This window comes from Acinetobacter sp. YH01010 (assembly GCF_013420775.1).
In the GTDB taxonomy this organism is placed as follows: Bacteria; Pseudomonadota; Gammaproteobacteria; order Pseudomonadales; family Moraxellaceae; genus Acinetobacter; species Acinetobacter amyesii.
On the sequence record NZ_VOYF01000012.1, the window covers coordinates 66,397 to 89,229 of the forward strand.

General features: G+C 40.9%; 17 protein-coding genes. 11 read left to right on the plus strand and 6 right to left on the minus strand.

Going from position 1 to position 22,833, the window contains the following annotated elements; all coding sequences use genetic code 11:
• Positions 1-132: 132 nt before the first annotated feature.
• Positions 133-2,262: a TonB-dependent receptor domain-containing protein gene (locus FTT77_RS11715; RefSeq protein WP_180109340.1), complete on the plus strand. Its 2,130-nt coding sequence runs from the start codon at positions 133-135 to the stop codon at positions 2,260-2,262.
• Between the two features lie 106 nt (positions 2,263-2,368).
• On the opposite strand, the gene FTT77_RS11720 is transcribed toward FTT77_RS11715, so the two are convergent.
• Positions 2,369-3,805, minus strand: a complete 1,437-nt coding sequence (locus FTT77_RS11720) for an amidase (protein WP_180106489.1) — start codon at positions 3,803-3,805, stop codon at positions 2,369-2,371.
• 120 nt (positions 3,806-3,925) lie between these two features.
• A complete protein-coding gene (locus tag FTT77_RS11725) occupies positions 3,926-5,350 on the minus strand; it encodes a PLP-dependent aminotransferase family protein (protein WP_180109357.1) in 1,425 nt (474 codons plus the stop codon).
• A gap of 197 nt (positions 5,351-5,547) precedes the next feature.
• Between FTT77_RS11725 and FTT77_RS11730 the strand changes: the two genes are divergently transcribed.
• Positions 5,548-6,363 carry a hypothetical protein gene (locus tag FTT77_RS11730; protein ID WP_180109341.1) on the plus strand — a complete coding sequence of 272 codons (816 nt, stop codon included), beginning with the start codon at positions 5,548-5,550 and terminating at the stop codon, positions 6,361-6,363.
• A 214-nt stretch (positions 6,364-6,577) separates the two neighbouring features.
• Here the strand turns inward: FTT77_RS11730 and FTT77_RS11735 are convergent, their stop codons facing one another.
• Both FTT77_RS11735 and FTT77_RS11740 read right to left on the minus strand, forming a co-directional pair.
• Positions 6,578-6,736, minus strand: a complete 159-nt coding sequence (locus tag FTT77_RS11735; RefSeq protein ID WP_168379604.1) for a hypothetical protein — start codon at positions 6,734-6,736, stop codon at positions 6,578-6,580.
• A gap of 121 nt (positions 6,737-6,857) precedes the next feature.
• On the minus strand, positions 6,858-7,739 hold the full coding sequence (locus FTT77_RS11740) for a LysR family transcriptional regulator (protein WP_218954083.1): 882 nt from the start codon (positions 7,737-7,739) through the stop codon (positions 6,858-6,860).
• 163 nt (positions 7,740-7,902) lie between these two features.
• Between FTT77_RS11740 and FTT77_RS11745 the strand changes: the two genes are divergently transcribed.
• From FTT77_RS11745 to FTT77_RS11785, 9 genes are all read left to right on the plus strand, one after another.
• Positions 7,903-9,420, plus strand: a complete 1,518-nt coding sequence (locus FTT77_RS11745; RefSeq protein WP_180054704.1) for a CoA-acylating methylmalonate-semialdehyde dehydrogenase — start codon at positions 7,903-7,905, stop codon at positions 9,418-9,420.
• 15 nt (positions 9,421-9,435) lie between these two features.
• Positions 9,436-10,326 (plus strand): 3-hydroxyisobutyrate dehydrogenase, encoded by an 891-nt coding sequence (gene mmsB / locus FTT77_RS11750; RefSeq protein WP_180109343.1) that lies wholly within the window; start codon positions 9,436-9,438, stop codon positions 10,324-10,326.
• 89 nt (positions 10,327-10,415) lie between these two features.
• A complete protein-coding gene (locus tag FTT77_RS11755; protein ID WP_180109344.1) occupies positions 10,416-12,071 on the plus strand; it encodes an AMP-binding protein in 1,656 nt (551 codons plus the stop codon).
• A gap of 120 nt (positions 12,072-12,191) precedes the next feature.
• The gene (locus FTT77_RS11760) at positions 12,192-13,319 is read left to right on the plus strand and encodes an acyl-CoA dehydrogenase family protein (protein WP_180109345.1); all 1,128 of its coding nucleotides are present in this window, start codon (positions 12,192-12,194) and stop codon (positions 13,317-13,319) included.
• A 79-nt stretch (positions 13,320-13,398) separates the two neighbouring features.
• Positions 13,399-14,172, plus strand: a complete 774-nt coding sequence (locus tag FTT77_RS11765; RefSeq protein WP_180109346.1) for an enoyl-CoA hydratase — start codon at positions 13,399-13,401, stop codon at positions 14,170-14,172.
• 23 nt (positions 14,173-14,195) lie between these two features.
• Positions 14,196-15,221 carry an enoyl-CoA hydratase/isomerase family protein gene (locus tag FTT77_RS11770; RefSeq protein WP_180054714.1) on the plus strand — a complete coding sequence of 342 codons (1,026 nt, stop codon included), beginning with the start codon at positions 14,196-14,198 and terminating at the stop codon, positions 15,219-15,221.
• A gap of 202 nt (positions 15,222-15,423) precedes the next feature.
• Positions 15,424-16,761, plus strand: a complete 1,338-nt coding sequence (locus FTT77_RS11775) for an MFS transporter (RefSeq protein ID WP_180008152.1) — start codon at positions 15,424-15,426, stop codon at positions 16,759-16,761.
• A 519-nt stretch (positions 16,762-17,280) separates the two neighbouring features.
• The gene (locus tag FTT77_RS11780; RefSeq protein ID WP_180004441.1) at positions 17,281-17,517 is read left to right on the plus strand and encodes a VF530 family DNA-binding protein; all 237 of its coding nucleotides are present in this window, start codon (positions 17,281-17,283) and stop codon (positions 17,515-17,517) included.
• 128 nt (positions 17,518-17,645) lie between these two features.
• Positions 17,646-18,344 carry a DUF1826 domain-containing protein gene (locus tag FTT77_RS11785; protein ID WP_180004439.1) on the plus strand — a complete coding sequence of 233 codons (699 nt, stop codon included), beginning with the start codon at positions 17,646-17,648 and terminating at the stop codon, positions 18,342-18,344.
• 114 nt (positions 18,345-18,458) lie between these two features.
• Here FTT77_RS11785 and FTT77_RS11790 read toward each other — a convergent pair whose 3' ends face one another.
• Together FTT77_RS11790 and FTT77_RS11795 are read right to left on the minus strand one after the other, a co-directional pair.
• Positions 18,459-21,614, minus strand: a complete 3,156-nt coding sequence (locus FTT77_RS11790) for an efflux RND transporter permease subunit (RefSeq protein ID WP_180109347.1) — start codon at positions 21,612-21,614, stop codon at positions 18,459-18,461.
• Positions 21,604-22,830, minus strand: coding sequence for an efflux RND transporter periplasmic adaptor subunit (locus FTT77_RS11795; RefSeq protein ID WP_180109348.1), 1,227 nt, complete (start codon positions 22,828-22,830; stop codon positions 21,604-21,606). The genes FTT77_RS11790 and FTT77_RS11795 overlap by 11 nt, the downstream gene beginning before the upstream one ends.
• Positions 22,831-22,833: the final 3 nt, after the last annotated feature.

Genomic DNA, 22,833 nt, shown 5'->3' on the forward strand with positions numbered 1-22,833 from the left:
TCATTTGAATATAAAAATACGAAGAAGGATATTGATAAATATCATGAATTTTGAAATATTTTGATACATACATGATGATAAAACACACTACAATCCTTGCCATCAATTTCGTTTCACTTAGAAGACGCAATCATGGATGTCCCTCAATTTTCCAAATATAACAACACGTCACTTAAGCTTTTAAGCCTGATGATGCTTACTGCAATGGCACAATATAGTGTTGCAGATAGCAATGTATTACCTGAAATCACCATTAACTTTGAACAAAGTTCAATGGATGAACAAATAAAAAAAGCACTAACTAAAGTAAATGGTGCAACCAATGCGATCGTTGCAGCAGACATTCAAGATATACCGAAGCGAACAAATGCTGATTTATTTAAAAATCAACCGGGGATTTACGCGGCATCTTCAGGGAATGAAGGGGTGAAACTGTCGATACGTGGCTCGGGGATCAATCGTGCACCGGGGGCGCATGCTTCAGGTTTGTATGTGACCTTAGATGATTTGCCATTTACAGGGCCAGGAGGAACACCTTATGAACTGCTTGAGCCGCTGTGGGTAGACCATATAGAGGTTTTACGAGGGGCTAATGGTTTAACACGTGGCGCATTAAGCTTGGGTGGTCTAATTAACTATGCTAGCCCAACTGGAAAAAATGCAGCAAAACTGTCAGTGCATCATGAAATGGGTAGCCATGGTTATCAAAAAAGTGAAATCAGCTCAGGACAACAAATCGGTGACTTAGACTATTATCTTTCCTTAACGCAAAGTGATGATGATGGTTATCAAGATCATGCCTTAAGCCAGAGCAAAGGTATATCGGCCAATGTGGGATATCAAATAAACCCTAACCTAGATACACGTTTTTATCTGCGTTACCGAGAAACTGAACACCAAACACCGGGACGTCTAACCCAACAACAGATTGAACAAGATCCAAAACAAGCAGTACCTCTAAATATCTCGCTGAATAATAATCGTCCGCAGCCGGGAAGTCTTTGGTTGGCGAATAAAACCAATATGACTTTGGACTCAGGCGATCGCTTACAGTTGGGGCTGGCCTATCATCATTATCCGATGGATTTGCAAGAAGGACTTTATAGTACTGATGTTGACTATGATGATATTAGTACCTTATTTAACTACCAATTTGACCGAACGCTATGGGGGCATGAAAGCCAAAATACTTTAGGTTTTCGGAGTACCACGCATTTGCCAGATGGTCAGGTCGTTGAACGCTTGCGTGTTGCGCAAGGCGCCTATGCTGCGGGTACAGAAACGCGGCATTATACCTACCAAGGTGGTGACTATGTTTTACATTATGCCAATGCCTTGGCACTACACCCACAGTTTTGGCTCGATAGTCGTGTCGCATTGGCGTTCACCCATCGTGAAAGTGAAGTGACATGGCCTGTGCAAAGCCATAAAGAAAATATTCGTGAATGGAATGTCCTGCCATCGCTAGGTTTTCGATATCAAATCCAACCAGAAACACAGCTCTTTGCCAATGTCAGTCGAAGCTTAGAAGCACCACATCCATGGGCTTTAATTTGGGGTTCTGATCAAAAGTTCCCAGATGGTAGTGGCGCAGCAACGGGACGCCAAAGCGCTCCGATACATTTGAATAGTCAGACAGCGAATACTCTTGAACTAGGTGGGCGTGGTCAACATGCACTGGGTGAGTGGAATATTGCATATTACTATTCACAGGTTAAAAATGAACTGTTGGCTGTTGAAATCCAACCAGAGCCTAATCCGATAATTTACGAATCGAATGCTTCAGACACCATCCATCAAGGGATTGAAGTCGGTTTAAACAGTTCACTTTGGCAAAATGATACATATGGACAGGTTCAACTAAAACAAGCCTATACCTTGAATGATTTTCACTATAAAAATGATGCGGTATTTGGAAAAAATGAGCTTGCAGGTATACCAAAACACATCTATCAGGCTGAACTGAAATACGAACATCCTTTAGGCTTTTATGCTGCGGTGAATACACTTTATGCCGCAAAGGTCGCAACCGACTATGCCAATAGTTTCTACGCAAAAGATTGGCAAATTTGGGGAGCATCGTTCGGCTATATACAACCGCAAAAACAGTATATGGCTTGGTTGGATTGCAGAAATATGGCTAATAAAAAATATGCATCTACCGTGACACCGGGCTATAACGATGCCGGCAAAGATCCTGCTCGTTTAACACCTGGTGAAGGTCGGGCGGTATATGCAGGACTGACGTATCATTTTAATTAAGCATCTTGTATTTAAACAGTGATTTATTAAAAAGCTTTGATTCGCAGATTTGAAAATAAAAAAGGGAGTCAATCAGCTCCCTTTTTTTAAATCTTTGATTGAGTTGTTAAGCAGTTCGAGGCATATCTTGAATACGTCGCCATGGCTGAGCTTCTTCAATTTCATACGCCAGTTCGATCAAGGTTTTTTCATCCCCGACATCGGCTGATATTTGCATACTGATCGGTAGTCCATCGTTTTGCGTTTCTCCCATAGGAATCGACATACCCGGCGCACCCACCACATTTTGGATAGGGGTAAAAGTCACATAGTTCTGTATACGTTCGAATAACTGGTCAAACGGTAATTGAGGTGACAAATAGCCAATTTTAGGTGTGGTATGTGCAAGTACAGGCGATAGCAATACATCGTAATGCTTAAAGATTTCACGATATTGTTGCTGCATTTTCTTTAATCGATACAGAAATAACGGGGTTTTATAAAAGTTCTTTTTATACAACTTCGATAAACCAACGGTTAAGTGATCTAACTCTTTTGGATTAAAGTCAGCGCCAAAGATTTTCTTGCCAAAGGTACTCAGTAAAAAGGACAACATCCCCCAATATTCACTAAAATCTTCCACAAAGCTTAAGGCAAAAGGTAACTGAAGTTCTTCAACATGATGGCCTAATTTTTCCAAGAGTGCTGCGCTATACATTAAGGTTGAAGTTGTTTCGCTATCTATTTGCCCAGTAATCGATTGCGGGACTAAACCGATGCGTAGTCGACGTTTAGAAGGGCCATGAATCATGCCTATGCGTGGCAGTTTTTTATTGTAATAACTTGACTCCATTCCTGCATAGAAATGCGCTGTATCGCGTATGCTACGGGTTAGGACACCTTCACTGATGATATTAATCGGAAGAGAGCCTGCTGCTTCACTGTCATAAGTACGACCACGACTAGGCTTTAATCCAATCAAACCGCAGCATGCAGCAGGGATACGAATCGAACCACCGCCATCATTGGCATGGGCAATCGGCACTACACCGGCTGCAACGAGAGCTGCAGAACCGCCAGAAGACGCGCCGCAGGAATAACTTAGATTCCAAGGGTTATAGGTGGCTGAGCCATCTTTATATTCGGTACTGGCATTTAGACCAAATTCAGGGAGCTTAGATTTTCCTAATACGACAAACCCTTGATCTAAGATTTGTTGGCTAATTTGAGGATTACGATCGGCTGGTTTTGAACCTATGGCCTTTGAACCATGGCGTGATGGCAATCCTTGATAATCTAGATTATCTTTAAAGAAAAAAGGGACGCCCGCAAATAGACCATGTTCAACATATTGATTTTGCTCTAAAGCACGCTGAAAACAGTCCAATTCAATGGCATTTAGATACGGATTGACTTGTTCCGCACGTGCAATGGCCGCTTGTGTTATTTCCTGTACAGAGGCTTCTTTAGATTTGATGAGCTGTGCAATCCCCACAGCATCTAGATCTGTGAGTACATCCGAACTAAAGGCATGTATGCGTTGACTGTGTTTGTGATCTTCCATGAACTAACCTATTTGTTTTTTGAATTTTCGTAAATGTTGAATGAATTCGTTGTTATCTCAACAACAAATATATGTATTTGAACAATATCTGTTTGAGCATAATAATGACAATAAAAATTGTCAAATATTCGTCTGATCTGAGGAAAGTGCAGAGATTGTACTAAGGAGGGCATCTAAAGCCTGTTGAATCTCATCCTTCCATGCAAAGGAACAATTTAAACGGATATATTGAGTTTTGGCTTCCGCAACATTAAATAAACGGCCTGGAGCAACGCCAATCTGCTGTTGAATTAGGGCTTCATAGACTGCCATACTTTCAACATTTTCCGGTAGTTTTAACCAAAGAAAATAACCACTTGGATGATATTGTAATTTGCATCCAGTCGGTAGGCGGCTTTCTAAATAACGGTAAAACTGTAATTTATGCTGTTGTAGACTTTTTCTTAAGACCCTTAAATGTTTTTCATAATGATAATTTGAAATAAATTCCACCAAGGCATTTTGCAATAAGGTATTAACGGAAATCGTGCTCATGAGTTGTAAGTGTTGAATCGCTTGAGAATATTTACCCGCATGCACCCAACCGACCCGAAATGCAGCGCCCAACGTTTTAGAAAAAGAAGAGCAATGTAAGACCATATTATTTTGGTCAAAATATTTCATTGAAACGGGCTTCTTAGAGGCATAATGCATTTCCTCATACACATCGTCCTCAATTAAATGCACATGATATTGGTGTAATAACACGGCAATTTTTTGCTTGATTTCATCACTCACTGTGAAGCCAACAGGATTATGCGAATTCAGCATCAGCCAACAGATCTTGACGGGATAAGTTTTTAAAATATGTTCAAATGCGGTTAAATCAAAACCGTCTTGTGGATGTTCAGGTAAGGTCACCACTTTAAGGCCTAAGCGCTCTGCAGCTTGCAAGGCGCCATAGAAAATATTTTGCTGTAACACAATATAGTCACCCGGTGAAGCTATTGCCTGTAAGGAAAGATTCAGTGCATCCATACAGCCTGAGGTAATCACAATATCCTCTGGATCTGTGGCAATGCCTTGCATGCAATAGCGCTGTGCAATTAACTTACGTAGGGCTAAATTACCAGGTGGAAGATTATCAATGGCATCGTAACTTTTGGAATTTCGGGAAATTTGCCCCATGATTTGGGTTAACTTTTTAGAAAAAACAATGTCTTGAGCTGGAAAAGCTGATCCCAAGGGAATGGTTTTTTCATCTTGTATTGATTTTAAATACTTAAATACTAGTGAGTTAATTTCAACCGGTGTGTTTAAGGACACGATTTGAGTTTGTTCAGCCTCTATTTCGACTAAGCCTTGCGCCACATAGTAGCCAGATTTCTCACGTGCATAGATTAAGCCACGCGATTCTAACTCCTGATAAGCATTCATGACTGTGATTAAACTAAAGCCGGACAACTGCACTTGTTCACGCAAAGACGGGAGCTTTTCGTGCGCTTTTAAAGTGCCATTTTCAATCAGTTGACGTAGGTGCTGAGCAAGCTGTTCCGATTTATACATAGTCATCAACAAGACAAGATTCTGTTATAAATATATCAGTAAAATTAATTGTGCATTATATTTTTATAACAGATGAGTCTGTACTGTTATATGTTTTTTCAAATTCACTGTATCTAGTTTTAAGCTTGAATTTTTTATAAGGTGTATTGACAACAACACTTGTGGCGTCAAATGGTATGGAAGTTAGGGAGTTGAGTATGTTTAAAGCCAGTGAATTAGAACTGTTACAACATTTACTGGTGGATGTTCCATTGACAGATTCAACGCTGCATCTGCTGCAACAACAGCATACTAATTTAGAAGCGGTGCTGTTACGCAGTCGAATTTTGCGTCAAGTACAGCAAGTGGGCTATGTCAGTATTTGTCAGGAGCATATGAATGCCAAGGCTGAAAATGCGGCTTTCTTATTTGCACCATTTATCCTAGCGAATTTGAATCAGAAGGTGATCTACGCTACACCGCAAAGCCCTGAAAATGTTGCGATATTAAATCGTTATTATCAAGCGGAGGCTAAACTTAGCGCATTTAAAGTTGATGATGTTTTATCGGGACTAAATGTCTACATTGAGCTACATAAAGAACAACTATCGCCAGCAGAATACTTCTATTTTGGTTTGATCAATAGCTTATGTAATCCGAAAGTTTCCAAAATCATTTGTATTACACATCTACATATCGACTTAGAAAAATTAAAACAGCTCGCTGAATATTTAGATGTTGAAATCCATGTCTTGGCGGATAAAGCTGAACCGATTGACTTTGATCTAAGTAAAATCAATATGTTAAAGCTGCTATTTAAAGACAAAGATCAGCAATATATCGATTTATGCCAAAAGTTTTCGTTTATCAATGCGAAAATTTTACAACGATTAGGTTTATATGAATTTGACCGTGCGCAAGTCTTGGTAGAAGACATGTTTTATTCAGAGCATATTTTTGAAAAAATGTCGGTCTATGGTGAATATATCCAAACGCATCTTCAGCACCAAGTGAAAAAGCAAAGTCCTGCATAAGCGATAAAGATGACTAATTAAGTTTATAGCTGTGAATTGATCACTTTAAAAATGCAAAAAGCTTGTAAATCTAGACTTACAAGCTTTTTTTAAATTCAAATTTAAACCAAATTATTTGGTCTGATGATCAATTCATTATGAACTGATCATGAGCAAACATGAAATGTAAGATATACATGCAATAGCGAGTTGCAATAAGCGAATAGATTATCGTTTAAGGTAGATAGGAATTATCTGCACCAACGACAAACGCTACACCAATACAGAATAAAAGCACATAGATCGAGAACCAAATAATGGCACGCTTAAAGGCCTTATCTGAAATTTCACTGTCTGCATATTTTTGCGGTTTTTTAGGCTCTTGATTGCTCATAAGATGTACTCTAAATCCCTAGTGGTTATAGGTGATTATTGGGGTATATCGCTTGAAAGCATAGATACAACATTCATCTAAATTTCTATAACAGTTATAGTTTGGAAGCAGCCATCCTGACTTAATCCATTAATAAACTATGATATTGGTCGGTTCTTTTTCTCAAAAAGTCCCAAACCAATTTAATGCGTGGCTCATGTTGTAAATCGACTAAGGTTAGCATCCAAAAGGTATGTACAAAACGAACATCTTGCGCCAAGACTTTTTCTAATTCGGGTTTTTCCTCGGCCAAAAATTTGGGCAATATTGCCAATCCTGCACCCGCACTCACGGCAATTTGTTGTGCCAAAATACTACTACTTCTAAAGTTAGCATTGAGCTGAATAGGTAAGCGCTCTAAACAATACAGTTCTGGGCTATAGACTAGATCATCTATATAGTTCACAAAAGTGTGTGATTTTAAATCTTCTAATGTATGAATGGGTTGCGTGTTTTTTAGGTATTCCTTACTGCCATAAATTTTTAAACAATAGTCTGCCAATCGAGTAATGATATAGGGGCCTGATTTTGGTCGATCGATGGAAATAACAATATCTGCTTCACGATGTGAAAGCTTGATCATTTTCGGTACAGGAATAAGGTCGATAGTCAGTAGAGGGTATTTTTTGGACAATTCTGCCAAGAGCTGTGTCAAAAATGCCGTTCCAAACCCTTCGGGTGTGCCAATTCGCACACGACCTTGCATAGGTTGGTTGGGTTTTTCGATTTGTAAAAATGCCTGTTCCATTTGTTCAACGCGAGGAACCAGTGCCAAACCTTCTAAAGTGAGTTCATAACCTGTGGCTTCACGTTTAAATAATGGCGTGCCTAAAGCCAGTTCTAGCGCATGTATACGTCGAGAAACCGTACTGTGCTCAACACCGATAATACGTGCGGTATTGGTTAGGGTTTTCGCACGAGCCAAAACCAAAAAATACTGTAAATGATCCCAATCTACTTTCATTGTTATTGTCATCCCTGTGCATATTTGCACATCAATCGTGCGTGAATCTCTATTGGTAGTCAAAATTTTCTTTGCTAGTTTGAAGTGAATTGGAAAATATAAATATAAGGCTTTTGGATATTTTCTAAGTCAGTACAAAACAATAAGTGCCTATGGAGAGGTCATGAACACAATGTCAAATATTCAGTCTGCGACGGCTAAATTATTAATTAACGGTAAATTTGTAGAGTCAAACACTACAGAGTGGCAAGACATTCTAAATCCAGCAACTCAAGAGGTTTTGGGTCGTGTACCAATGGCGACTATGGAAGAAGTTGATGCAGCGATTGCTTCAGCGCAAGAGGCTTTTAAAACTTGGCGCTTAACACCTGTGCAAGCACGTATGCGCATTATGCTGAAGCTACAAGATCTGATCCGTAGCAATATGAAAGACATTGCCCGTGTACTGACTGCTGAGCAAGGAAAGACGCTTGCAGATGCTGAAGGTGATATTCAACGCGGTTTAGAAGTCGTTGAGCATGCGTGTTCGGTTGGCACACTTCAAATGGGCGAATATATAGAAGGTGTTGCACGTGGTGTGGATACCTATACTTTGCAGCAACCTTTGGGTGTATGTGCAGGAATTACGCCATTTAACTTTCCTGCGATGATTCCACTGTGGATGTTCCCAATGGCCATCGTCTGTGGAAATACCTTTGTTTTAAAGCCATCTGAACAAGATCCATTATCGACCATGATGCTTGTCGAACTTGCGATTGAAGCCGGTATTCCAGCAGGTGTATTAAACGTAGTGCATGGTGGTAAAGACGTTGTTGATCGTTTATGCACACATCAAGCTATTAAGGCCATTTCATTTGTAGGCTCTACAGCCGTTGGTACACATGTATATAACCTTGCAGGACAGCATGGAAAACGTGTGCAGTCGATGATGGGGGCCAAAAACCATGTGGTGGTAATGCCGGATGCCAATAAAGAACAAACTTTAAATGCCCTCGTTGGTGCAGCATTCGGTGCGGCAGGTCAGCGTTGTATGGCTTTGTCGGTTGCTGTCATGGTTGGTGAAAGTAAAGAATGGGTCAATGAACTGGTTGAAAAAGCCAAAACGCTGAAGGTCAATGCAGGGCATGAGCCGAATACCGATATTGGCCCAGTTATTTCACCTCGCGCAAAAGCACGTGTACTGGATTTAATTCAAAGCGGTGTAGAACAAGGCGCAGAACTGTTGCTGGATGGTCGTGATGTTCAAGTCATTGGCTATGAGCAAGGAAACTTTGTCGGAGCAACGATTTTTAATCAAGTTTCAACCGATATGCGCATCTATACCGAAGAGATCTTTGGACCCGTATTAGCCATTATTCATGTCGATACTCTGGAGCAGGCGATTGAATTGATTAATGCCAATCCATTTGGCAACGGTGTTGGACTATTTACACAAAGCGGTGCAGTCGCTCGTACATTCCAAAGCGATATCGATATTGGTCAAGTGGGTATCAACATTCCAATTCCTGTACCTGTACCTTTCTTTAGCTTTACAGGATCGCGTGGTTCAAAACTGGGTGACTTAGGTCCATATGGTAAGCAAGCAGTTCAGTTCTATACACAAACCAAAACCATCACCAGTCGTTGGTTCGAAGATACACAAGAAAAAGGTGAAGTGAATACCACCATTAACCTACGTTAATTTAGGAGTTCAAGGATGAATATTGCCTTTATCGGTTTAGGAAACATGGGCGGAAAAATGGCCCAAAACCTACTCAAAGCAGGTTTTACGGTTTACGGTTTCGACTTAAGCGAAATTGCGATTCAGCATTTTACTGAAGCAGGTGGCATCGTTTGCCAAAGTCCAGAAGATGCAGCGAAACAAGCAGATGTTGTGATTAGCATGTTGCCTGCTGCCAAGCATGTCAAAGAGGTGTACTTGGGAGAAAATGGTGTATTGGCGGTAATGAAAGCAGGAAGCTTATGTATCGATAGCAGTACCATTGATCCGCAAACCATTAAGGATATAGCCGAGGCGGGTGCTGCACATCAGATAAAAATCTGTGATGCACCTGTTTCAGGCGGAACTATTGGTGCTCAGGCAGGTACATTAACCTTTATGGTCGGTTCGGATGATCAAACTTTTGAAAGAACCAAAGCTGTATTGGGGCACATGGGTAAAAACATTGTGCATTGTGGCGATGTGGGTGCAGGTCAAATTGCGAAAATTTGCAATAACTTGATTCTTGGTATTTCCATGGCAGCCGTTGCTGAAGGTATGGCGCTCGGTGCGCGTCTAGGGATTGATCCTCAAGCCTTAGCAGGTGTGGTGAATAGTTCGAGCGGACGTTGCTGGAGTTCGGATGTATGTAATCCATGGCCGGGTATTTCAGCAAATGCACCCGCAGGACGCGGCTATACCGATGGTTTTGCAACGCAGTTGATGTTGAAAGATTTAGGACTGGCTGTAGAAGCCGCAGGACAAGTCAAACAGCCGATTATTTTAGGCGGACTGGTTCAGCAAATGTATCAACAGCTGTGTTTACAAGGTAATGCACACTTAGATTTTTCAAGCATTGTGCAGCAATACTTACCTAAGGACGCTTAATCGCTTTGAACACCAATCTAGCCTAGGGATGGCTAAAAATACTAACACTCGTGTCGGAATAACAATAAATTGAGACTGAGGTAGAGAAGATGTCGAATTATCAGGATGTTGCAAAGGCATTTGACTTAAATCATGCTGCCAAAGAAATGCTATCAGGCTCTTTAGAGCAATTAAATGCATGTTATGAATGCTGCGACCGTCATGCGATTGATCAAGATAAAGTTGCACTGTATTGGCAAGGCAAAGATGGGCGGAAAGAACAATATACCTTTGCAGAGCTGCAACAGTGGTCGAGCCAATTTGCCAATTTTTTAAAGTCACAGGGTGTGCAAAAAGGTGATCGTGTATCGGGTTTATTACCCCGTACAGTTGAATTACTTGTGGTGATTTTAGGGTCTTGGCGAATAGGTGCTGTATATCAACCGCTATTTACCGCCTTTGGCCCCAAAGCCATTGAACATCGTTTACACCTTGCACAAAGCAAATTGGTGATTAGCGATGTGGGTAATCGTAGTAAATTAGATGAAGTTGCACATTGTCCCCAAATCGTTACTGTTGCAGATCGATCTGGTCAAGGGATTCAACAGGGAGATTTAAACTTTTGGGATGAAGTCAAAGCGCAGTCTACAGCTTGTGAATTCGTTCTACAGAGCATCAATGATCCATTTCTTTTGATGTTTACCTCAGGTACGACTGGTCCTGCAAAACCCTTAGAAGTCCCGCTCAAAGCCTTAATTGCATTTGGTCAATACATGAAAAATGCGGTAGGACTGCGTGAAGATGATTCGTTTTGGAATATTGCCGATCCGGGTTGGGCTTATGGCTTGTATTATGGAATCACTGGGCCACTTTTACTTGGACATGCAACACTCTTTTACGAAGGTGGTTTTAGCATTGATAGTTTGTGTCAGATCGTAGATGACTACAAAGTGACGAACCTTGCAGGCGCACCGACAGCGTATCGGATGATGATGGCGGCTGACCCTGAACAAATGGCAAAACTTAAAGGCAAATTTCGTGTCGTCAGTAGTGCTGGAGAGCCGCTTAACCCTGAAGTGTTCCGCTGGTTTAAACAAGTCCTAGATGCACCCATCTTTGACCATTATGGGCAGACTGAAGTTGGTATGGTGGTGTGTAATCACCATGGTTTACAACATGATATTCGCGCAGGTGTCGCAGGTTATGCAAGTCCAGGATATCGCGTGGCGGTTGTTGATGAACAAGGGCAAGAGCTAGCTGCAGGAACGCCGGGAGTGCTTGCTGTCGATATTAGTCAATCACCGATGATGTGGTTTGGTGGCTATAAAGAAAGTCGTAAGTCACCCTTTGTAAAGCATTATTACCTCACGGGTGATACCGCAGAATTACACGCAGATGGCAGTATGAGCTTCGTTGGTCGTAATGATGATGTGATTACCACATCAGGTTATCGTATCGGGCCATTCGATGTAGAAAGCGCTTTACTTGAGCATGATGCAGTGATTGAAGCAGCGGTCATTGGTGTACCTGATCCAGATCGGACAGAAATCGTAAAAGCTTTTGTAATTTTAGCTGAGCATGTCACAGCGTCCGAAGAATTAGCAGAGCAGCTGGGGCAATTTGTGAAAAAGCGCTTATCCGCACATGCTTATCCACGATTGGTGGAGTTTGTTCAAGAACTGCCGAAGACTCCAAGTGGAAAAATTCAGCGTTTCTTATTAAGAAATCAAGAGATTGCGAAACAATCCACGCAGCATGCAAGTTAAATGACGTAACGATTAACTCTAAATTAATGCCGAACAATCAGGATCAAAATCAAGCTTTCATTCAGTTCTAATCATTTTCAAACTGGATGGAAGCATTTGATTGATGTACAGGAAGATAAGATGCAATTTACCGAAGAACAATTATTAATTCAGGACATGGCACGCAGTTTCGCGCAGGAACAAATTAAACCTCAAGCGGGCGAATGGGATAAACACGGTACCTTTCCCAAAGCGGCTTTAGCGCAGATGGGGGAACTGGGTTTATTGGGTATGTTGGTATCAGATGAATGGGGTGGTTCAGATACAGGTAATCTTGCTTATGTTATGGCTTTAGAAGAGATTGCCGCGGCCGATGGGGCAACCTCAACCATTATGAGTGTACATAACTCGGTAGGCTGTGTTCCTATAGCTAAATTTGGCACAGAAGAACAAAAGCAGAAATATTTAGTGCCTTTAGCACAAGGCAAAATGATCGGTGCATTTGCATTAACTGAGCCGCATACAGGTTCAGATGCTGCTGCCATTAAAACTCGTGCAGTGAAAGATGGTAATGAATGGGTGATTAATGGTGCTAAGCAGTTTATTACCTCTGGTCATAATGCAGGGGTCATTATTGTCTTTGCTGTGACTGATCCGAGTGCAGGGAAAAAAGGCATGAGTGCTTTTATTGTCCCAAGAGAAACACCCGGTTATGAAGTGATTCGTACTGAAGAAAAGCTTGGATTACATGCCTCAGATACCTGCCAAATTGCACTAACAGACGTGCGTGTGCATGAAAGCCTAATGTTAGGAAAAGAAGGTGAAGGTTTGAAAATCGCCTTATCAAATCTAGAAGGCGGTCGTATTGGTATAGCGGCGCAAGCAGTTGGTCTTGCACGTGCAGCATTAGAAGAAGCAACCCGATATGCCAAAGAGCGTATTACTTTTGGTAAACCAATTTTTGAACATCAGGCAGTTGCGTTCCGATTGGCAAGTATGGCAACAGAAATAGAGGCCGCACGCCAATTGGTCTATCACGCGGCACGTTTAAAAGAAGCAGGACAACCTTGCTTAAATGAAGCGTCTATGGCCAAGCTTTTTTCATCTGAAATGGCTGAGCGTGTTTGCTCTGCAGCATTACAAGTCTTTGGTGGTTATGGCTATCTCAAAGATTTCCCGATAGAGCGTATATATCGTGATGCACGTATTTGCCAAATCTATGAAGGTACGAGTGATATCCAACGTTTAGTAATTGCCCGTAGCTTATAACGTCTTTAAGACATTTAAAACGACAAGGCTTCAGATATGAAGCCTACTCATAAATATTGAACATATATAGGGATCTCACATGCAATTTGAAACGATTCTGCTCGAAAAGAACAATGGTGTTGGACTCATTATTTTAAATCGTCCTCAGGCCTTAAATGCGTTGAATAGCACAATAATTAAAGACCTTAATTTGGCCTTGGATGATTTAGATCGAGATCCAACCATCGGTTGTATGGTTATTACAGGTTCAGAAAAAGCCTTTGCCGCTGGTGCAGATATTAAGGAAATGGCTGAACTGAGTTTTCCGAATATTTATTTGGATGATTTTTTTCATCTGGCAGATCGAATTGCTCAGCGCCGTAAACCTTTAATCGCAGCTGTCTGTGGTTATGCGTTAGGTGGAGGCTGTGAGTTAGCACTCATGTGCGACTTTATTTACTGTGCCGATAATGCAAAATTCGGTTTACCAGAAGTGACTTTGGGAGTAATTCCAGGAATAGGTGGTACACAGCGCTTAACGCTTGCTATTGGTAAGGCCAAAGCCATGGAAATGTGTCTGACTGCCAGACAAATGGGCGCAGCAGAAGCAGAGCAGAGTGGTTTAGTTGCTCGAGTCTTTCCTAAAGAGGAGTTGGTCGAAAAGACCTTAAAAGCTGCTGAAAAAATAGCCGAAAAATCTGTGGTGGCAACCATGATGATCAAAGAGTCAATTAACCGTGCATTTGAAGTCAGTTTGCAAGAAGGTTTACGCTTTGAACGTAGAACATTCCATTCGATTTTTGCAACTCAAGACCAAAAAGAAGGCATGCAAGCATTTGTTGAAAAGCGCCAAGCCAATTTTAAAAACAATTAAAAATAAAAAAGGATTATATGGATATGAGTACAAATAACTTAATGATTGAAGAACATGGACATTTAGGCCAAATCAGTTTAGATCGCGTGGCAAGTTTAAATGCCTTGTCTTTGGAAATGATTCAAGGGATTCAACAGCAATTAGCACTATGGGCTGATCAAACTAATATTCATGCTGTACTTATTCGCTCAAATAGTCCTAAAGCATTTTGTGCAGGTGGCGATATTCGTTATCTCTATGATAGTTATATGAATGGTAAAGAAGATCATCAAGCTTATTTTCAAGCTGAGTATGAAATGCTGAATACCATTCGTGCGTATGAAAAACCCATTATTGTCATACTTGATGGCTATGTACTTGGCGGTGGATTTGGCTTGGCCCAAGCATGTCATGTGCTTATCAGCAGCGAAAAATCTAGATTTGCCATGCCTGAAACTGCCATTGGATTTTTCCCAGATGTGGCTGCGACACACTTTTTATCACGTTTAGATGATATTGGTGTGTACATGGCAACTACAGGCGATCAAATCAGTGCTAGCGATGCGTTGTATCTAGATTTGATTGACTACCATGTTCCGAGTGAGCAACTTGTTCAATTAGAAGAAGAATTAAGAAATTCCAAGCAACTCAGCAAGGAAAATATTGAACAATTGATTGCGAAATATATTACTCGACCAGCGGAAAGTGAACTTAGTCAAAATGCAGATTTAATTCGTAAGCATTTTGGTTTTGAGAGCATTGATGCCATTGAAAATAGTCTTGAAAATGAACAGCATAATGATGCTCAAGTGTGGGCGCTAAAAATACGCAATACCTTGGAACAACGATCTCCAATCGCGAAAAGAATCAGTTTACAACTCCAGCATTTAGGTCGTGGTCTTTCACTGAAGCAATGCATGCAAATTGAACGACATTTACAAGACGTTTGGTTTCAACATGGCGATATTGTCGAAGGTGTGCGCGCATTAATTGTGGATAAAGACAAACAGCCAAAGTGGCAACAGTCTAGTCCGACCTTAGATAAAATAATGGAGGAAATATCTATTTAATCAGTAATTTAAAAACATTCACGGTTCAAACACTTGGGTAATATTCATATTCAATTTCTTATTCAATATGAACAAGTGACTCAGCGTAAATTAAACATATATAAGATCTAAAAATATTGATTTTCACGAAGAAAATCATCACACAAATCAAGCATCGTGAAAATGCAACATAGAAATATCTTGCAGAATAAGGAAGATAACAATGCAAAATGTACAGGGAAACACAGCTCCACCAGCTAAGTCTTCGCATCGTTTAGCAGGTATTTCCAGCATGGTGGGTACAACCATCGAATGGTATGACTTTTTTATCTATGGTGCTGCCGCAGCACTCATTTTCAATCGACTTTTCTTTCCAAATCTTGATCCATTAACTGGCGTATTGGCAGCATTTGCCACTTATGCTGTTGGCTTTATTGGTCGACCACTTGGTGGAATTGTTTTTGGTCATTTCGGCGATAAAATCGGTCGTAAATCAATGTTATTGGTCACATTAATGTTGATGGGTATTCCAACGGTGATGATTGGGTTGTTACCGACATTTGAAACCATTGGTTATTGGGCAACGGTCTGTTTAATTATATTAAGATTTATACAGGGCATGGCCATGGGTGGAGAATGGGGCGGAGCAGTCCTCATGGCGGTAGAGCATGCGCCAGCGGGTAAAAAAGGCTTTTGGGGAAGTTTACCGCAAGCCAGTACAGGTGGTGGTTTATTGCTCGCTTCGGTAGCTTTAGGCTTAGTCTCAATGTTGCCTGAAGAAGCACTATTTAGCTGGGGTTGGCGTCTACCATTTTTAGCCAGCATTATTTTACTGGCTGTAGGTTGGTATATTCGAGTGAAAGTGCCTGAGTCACCAGACTTTGAAAAAGTTAAAGCTCAAACCGAAACAATTAAAGTTCCAGCAAAACAAGTGTTTAAAAATCATCCTAAGCAGTTGATTACGATTATTTTATCTCGAGCTGCTGAAAATGCTTGGTTCTATTTAGCATCGACATTTGCTTTAGCCTATACAACCACACAGCTAAATATTCCTAGACAAGACATTTTGTTTGCAACGATTTGTGGTGCTGCGGTCATCATGGTCATTACGCCAATTTTTGGGCATTTGTCTGATAAAGTTGGGCAAAAAAACATGTTCAGATTTGGTTTATGCGTACTGGCTTTATACAGCTATCCATTTTTTGCAATGTTAAATACCAAGGATCCTGTATTGGTTTGGACGGCCATTGTGATTGGTATTGGCGTAGTTTTTCCTTTGATGTATGCGCCGCAGTCACAGTTATTTTCACGCCAATTTCCAGCAGAAATACGTTATAGCGGTATTTCAATCTCAGTTCAATTTGCAGGCGTGCTAGGTGGTGGTTTAGCTCCATTAATCGCGACGAAATTGTTGAGTATTGGTGATGGAAGCCCCAATTTAATTATTGCCTATATTTCAGGCTTTGCAGTGATTGCGATTATTGCGTCGTCATTTTTAAAGCCGGATCAAATAGAGCAAAAAACAAAAGCATTTAGCAGTAAAGAAATTAAATCTTCATAAATCAAAAATCAGGTAAACAGTAGGCTGATTTAAATATAGAAATTAATGTGAATTAGCCATAGCAATCGTTGTTATGGCTTTTTTCTTGTCTGAGGATTGTAGCAGGACAAATAATATTGTCAGTATTGCGTAGGATCTTGGCGGCACAAAATATGTTTGATGTGTAAGAGCAACAAATCAAGTTTGTTACACAGATGAAAGATTTAAGCACCAATAAATTAAAAAATATTAAATATCAAAGTCTTAATTATACTATTTCGTATAATATATATTATGTTAAATAGCATATCCAAGACTGTGGCCTACACAACGCATCCGTTGCCACAGCTCGACATCGTGAATCTGTAAAATTATCATTCACGATGCCGAGTACGCTAATGAACATAATATACGTTATGCCGAAATCAGAATCTTATCAATTGGCGAATCTGACGTTCCTGATGTTTAAATTCAAACCCTCTCATTTTTTCAACTCGCTCAGGTTATAATAATGGTCTCCCAAAATATGATTGATCTAATATGAGCACCTCCAATGACCCTTTACACGGCAAAAAACTTGCTGACATCTTGGATGAATTATTGGATTACTACGGTGGTTTTGAAAGCTTAAGCCGCAAAATTGAAATTAGATGTTTTTGCATAGATCCAAGCGTTAAATCATCACTACGATTCTTACGTACTACACCTTGGGCACGTGAAAAAGTAGAAAGCTTATATTTGTATGTCTTACGCCAAAAAGCCAAACAGAAAGCGTAACGATGAATGCCTATGCTCGAATAATTTTGTATAGCAGTTTATGGTTTAAGATAGAATAAAACTGCTTAATCCTTCTAGCACTTCCTTGTACGCAGTATCTTCGCCTCAGATTTAAATTGATCCCTATTATGAGCAATACTTTTTCCCAGCATCCTCAAATTGGTGTAGTCACTACATTTTCTGAATTGATTCATAGTCATTTCGAAGGTCAAATGAATGCGCTTTGCTGGCAACGCAGCATACAAGGCGACTTTAAAGAAATAGTCGAAAAACTCGAACTGATTGAAAATATAACCGAAATTTCTATAGATGATCTGATGAAGTTAACACTTTCATCGCAAGGCCATTTAGCCAGAGAAGTTATTTTAAATGATCTGCAACAATTAACAGAATTTGGTGCATCACCTTCGTTGAACTTGCTCAAATGTTATGAACGAGATGATGAATTCGATTTCATCTCAACCGATGTTTATTCCTTTCATGTCGATCGATCACCTATCGCTACCGATACCTTTTTATGTACATATTATGGTGCTTCCAGTGATATTGTGCCAAATGATCAAGTGACACAAAGAATCTTAATTCCTAAAATACGAGAACAACTTAAAGATTTGTACGATGGCCCTACCTCAGAATTTGATGATTTTTTAGCGGAATATTTTTTTGATTTACATTATCAGCTCAAAGAAAATGCTGTGCCTGTAAATCTAGGCAATGGTCATCTTTGGCGTTTAGCGGTGGATCATCCTACACAGCAAGTTTTGCCTTGTGTACACCGCGCACCTGTAGAAAATGTAGGTGAATATCGGCTTATACTGATTTGCTGATTTTAGCTGTGTTTAAATATTGATAAATCGTAAGTCCATACGATCCATTCTGTCTAATGAATGAACCGTATGGGTTAATGCAATATCGTTTTAATCAAAATTGCTTAGTCTAGATTATTGAGATCGAGCTGTATTAAGCCAGCGGTAAAGCACTGGCAATAGCACCAAGGTCAGCAAGGTGGAAGAAAGAATACCGCCGATCACAACCGTGGCTAAAGGCCGTTGCACTTCCGCACCTGTACCTGTTGCCAAAGCCATTGGTACAAAACCTAAAGAGGCAACACAGGCAGTCATGAGTACTGGGCGTAATCGAAGTACAGCGCCCTGCCATACGGCTTCATGCAATGGATACTTGTCCCCCAGTTCTTTAATGAAGGTCAGCATGACCAGGCCATTCAGCACAGCAACACCTGAGAGTGCAATAAATCCAATCCCTGCAGACATCGAAAGCGGAATATCTCTTAACCAAAGAAACAATACACCGCCCGTTAAGGCAAAGGGTACGCCAGTAAAGACCAGCAGACTTTCTTTCACATTATGAAATACTGCCATTAATAAAATAAAGATGGTCAGTAGTGCTAAAGGAATGACAATTTGCATTCTTGCTTTGGCAGATGCAAGGTTTTCAAATTGACCGCCATATTCAATCCAATAACCGCTTGGTAATGCATATTGTTTCAGCTGAGTCTGCATACCCGCCACAAAAGAACCTAAATCACGGCCCTCAACATTGGCAGTCACTACAATACGGCGTTTACCATTCTCACGGCTGACTTGATTGATCCCATCTACATTAGACACTGTGGCAACATTTGAGAGTACAATACTGCCACCATTTGGCAACTTTAACGGTAGTTGTGAAATTGTACTTACATTACGATCTTGATCATTTAAACGAATAACAAAATCAAAACGGCGATCACCTTCTAAAATCTCCCCTACACTTTGTCCACCGACACTGGCTGCCACAGTATCCTGTATAGATTTAACGTTTAAACCATATTGCGCAGCCAAAGCCTTATCTATTTCAATATTTAATAAAGGTAAACCTGAAGTTTGTTCAACTTTTACGGCGCTGCTCCCCGCAACTTGCTGCATAATTTTGGCGATCTTAGTGGCTTCTGTGTTGAGCACTTGCATATCATCGCCAAATATTTTGACGCCCACATCACTACGCACACCTGAGATCAACTCATTAAAGCGCAGTTCAATAGGTTGGGAAAACTCACTGTTATTACCTGGAATTGTAGCCACATAAGCCACCATACGGCCACGCAGTTCATCCACACTTTCTTTAGGGTTTGGCCATTCATTACGTGGTTTGAGCATGATATAACCATCGGAAATGTTCGGAGGCATTACATCGGTTGCTACTTCTGCCGTACCTGTACGAGCAAATACAGCCTGAATCTCTGGGAATTTTTTCAACAGCAGTTTCTCAGCGTTTTCCTGCATTCTTAATGATTCTTCTAAACCAGTGCTAGGAGAGCGCATCAGTTGAACTGCAAAATCACCTTCACTCAGCTGTGGTGCAAACTCACTGCCAATTTTGGTGCTTAAAAGCCCAGTAATGAGCAGTAAACACAGTGCAAAAGTCATCACTACAGCCTTGTAATGAAAGGCTTTATTTAAAATTTGAAGATACTGCTTTTTCAGCCAATTCATCCAACGGCTTTCTGTTTCTTTAATTTCACCTTTCACCCAAAGCGCTACAGCAGCAGGTACAAATGTAATAGACAGAATGATCGCCGCCACAAGTGCCAATACCACAGTTAATGCCATCGGATGGAACATTTTTGCTTCTACACCACTTAAAGCAAAAATTGGCAAATAAACCACTAAAATAATTAACTGACCGAATATCAGCGGACGGCGCGCCTGACGTGCAGCCAAAAAGACTTCTTTAAAGCGTTCATTTTGCGTTAATGGACGTTTCAAAATTTGCTGTGCATGGGCTAAACGTCGCATACAGTTTTCAACAATCACCACTGCACCATCAACAATAATACCGAAATCCAATGCGCCTAAGCTCATTAGGTTCGCGCTGATATTCTTTTGTGCCATGCCGGTTAAGGTAAACAGCATTGACAGCGGAATAACACAGGCCGTAATGAGTGCTGCACGGATATTGCCTAAAAAGATAAATAAAATGATGATGACTAGAATTGCGCCTTCAACCAAGTTCTTTTGAACGGTTTTAATCGCTTTCTCCACCAATGTGGTACGGTCATACACTGTTTCAATTTTTACCCCTTTGGGTAAGCTGGCTTGAATGTCTTTAATTTTGGAATCTACAGCTTTCGAGACAGTTCGGCTATTTTGTCCCATAGCCATCATGGCAATACCTAAAACCGTTTCTTCTCCGTTATAGGTTGCACCACCTGTGCGCAAATCATGCCCAATGGAGACTTGCGCAATATCACCCACCCGAATTGGACTGCCATTTGGGCTGTCAATCATGGTGTTTTCAATATCTGAAATGGTGTTTAAGGTTCCCGGCACTCGAACTGTTAACTGCTGACCATTTTCCTCAATAAATCCTGCACCACGGTTTTCATTATTTTCTGTAAGCGCTTGCTGTAATTGTTCTAATGACAGGTTCAGCTGTTGCATGCGGTTTAAATCAGGTGAAACCACGTAGGTTTTATTAAAACCACCAATACTGTTGACCTCGGCAACACCTTGTACACGCTGTAATTGCGGACGCACAATCCAGTCCTGAATTTCACGCAAATCCATCGCGCTATATGCCGTACCATCTGCTTTTTTTGCATTGGGTTCTGCTTTCAGCACCCATTGATAAATCTCGCCCAAACCTGTCGAAACTGGCGACATCGTCGGAGAAACCTGAGCTGGCAATGACGACTGAACTTCCTGTACCCGCTGATTAATTTGCTGACGTGCCCAGTAAATATCCGTACCGTCTTTAAAGACAATCGTGACTTGTGACAGGCCATAACGGGAAATAGAACGGGTCAACTCCAAATCTGGAATACCTGCCATCGCATTTTCAATCGGATAAGTAATCCGCTGTTCAACTTCTAACGCTGTAAAGCCATTGGCCTGCGTATTAATTTGCACTTGGGTGTTGGTAATATCAGGTACTGCATCAATCGGCAGTTTTTGATAACTGTAAATCCCGACGGCAATCCATGTGCAGACAAACAGCATCACCCAAATTGCATTTTGAATTGAAAACTGAATAATGCGTTCGAATAGACCTTCTGGCTTTGGTAAATCTGTGTTCGGGTTCTCTGAATTAGTGTTCATGGCCAGCCTCGTCTTTTTCCAGTTCAGATTTCAGTAAAAAACTGCCTTGGGAAATATACTTTTGCCCTGCCTCAAGACCCGAAATCACTTCTAGCCATTGCCCATCACTGGATGCTTGTCCAAGTTTTAGCGCTTGTGCTTTTAAATGCACTTGGCCTTTTAGCTCAGATTCAACAATAAAAATACTGTCTTGACCCTCAATAATTTGCACGGCGGACTTTTGCACCCGTAATGCTTTTTTAGTACCTGAATCAGCCAATAGCACGTTGACCATCACATTCGGGCGAAGCTCAGCAGATTGTTGTTTTAATTTGGCACGTACCACCAAGCGTCCCGTTTGCACATCTGCCTTTGACGTCAGGCTTTGTACCTCTGCGCTATAGAGCTGATCTGAGCCATTGATTTTGAAAGAGACGTTTTGACCCGTTTGTAATTGTGCGGAATATTGATGAGTTAAGTTAAATTCTAGCCACAAATCTTTTAGCTGTTCAATGGTGAACAATTGATCTGCCAATTGCACATTTTCACCCACCACAATATCTTTTTGACTAATCACGCCAGCGATTGGCGCACGAATAATAAATCGTCCGTTTTGACCGCTATTCGCGCCCAAAGCTTGTAAGCGCGATTGTGCTGACTGTACGCTAATTTGAGCCTGACGATAGGCATTTTCAGCACGCTGGAAGTCCTGTTTGGCAGAAATTCCTTGAGACCATAGCTTTTGCTCACGCTGATAATCTTGACGGGCTAAATCTAAATTGGCTTCTGCCATACGTAAATTGGCTTGCTGATCAATCAATTCAGGTACTGACAGCACAGCTAAAGTTTGACCTTTTTGTACAGTTTGACCGAGTGCTACACTGACTTGTTCGACATGACCGCTGAAGTTTGGGGAAATATGTGCCTGCTGATCTGTATTGACCGCCAATTTACCCGGCAATTGAATAATATTTTCGACCAGACCATTTTCCGCAGTCGCAATTTTAATTCCTTGTTCTATCATTTGCTGAGCACTAAGCTGAAGTTCACCTTCTTCTGCGTGTTCTGCTTCAGCATCACTATCATTAGCCTCGTTATGCTCTCCCTCACTCTCAGTTTTATCTGCATCGGATTTGTTTGTACTTAACCAAATAGCAGTACACAGCATCAGCGTTAAGCCAATCAAAACTGCAATCATCAAAAGCTGTGAAATTTTTCCATCTTGTTTAATTTTCATGTG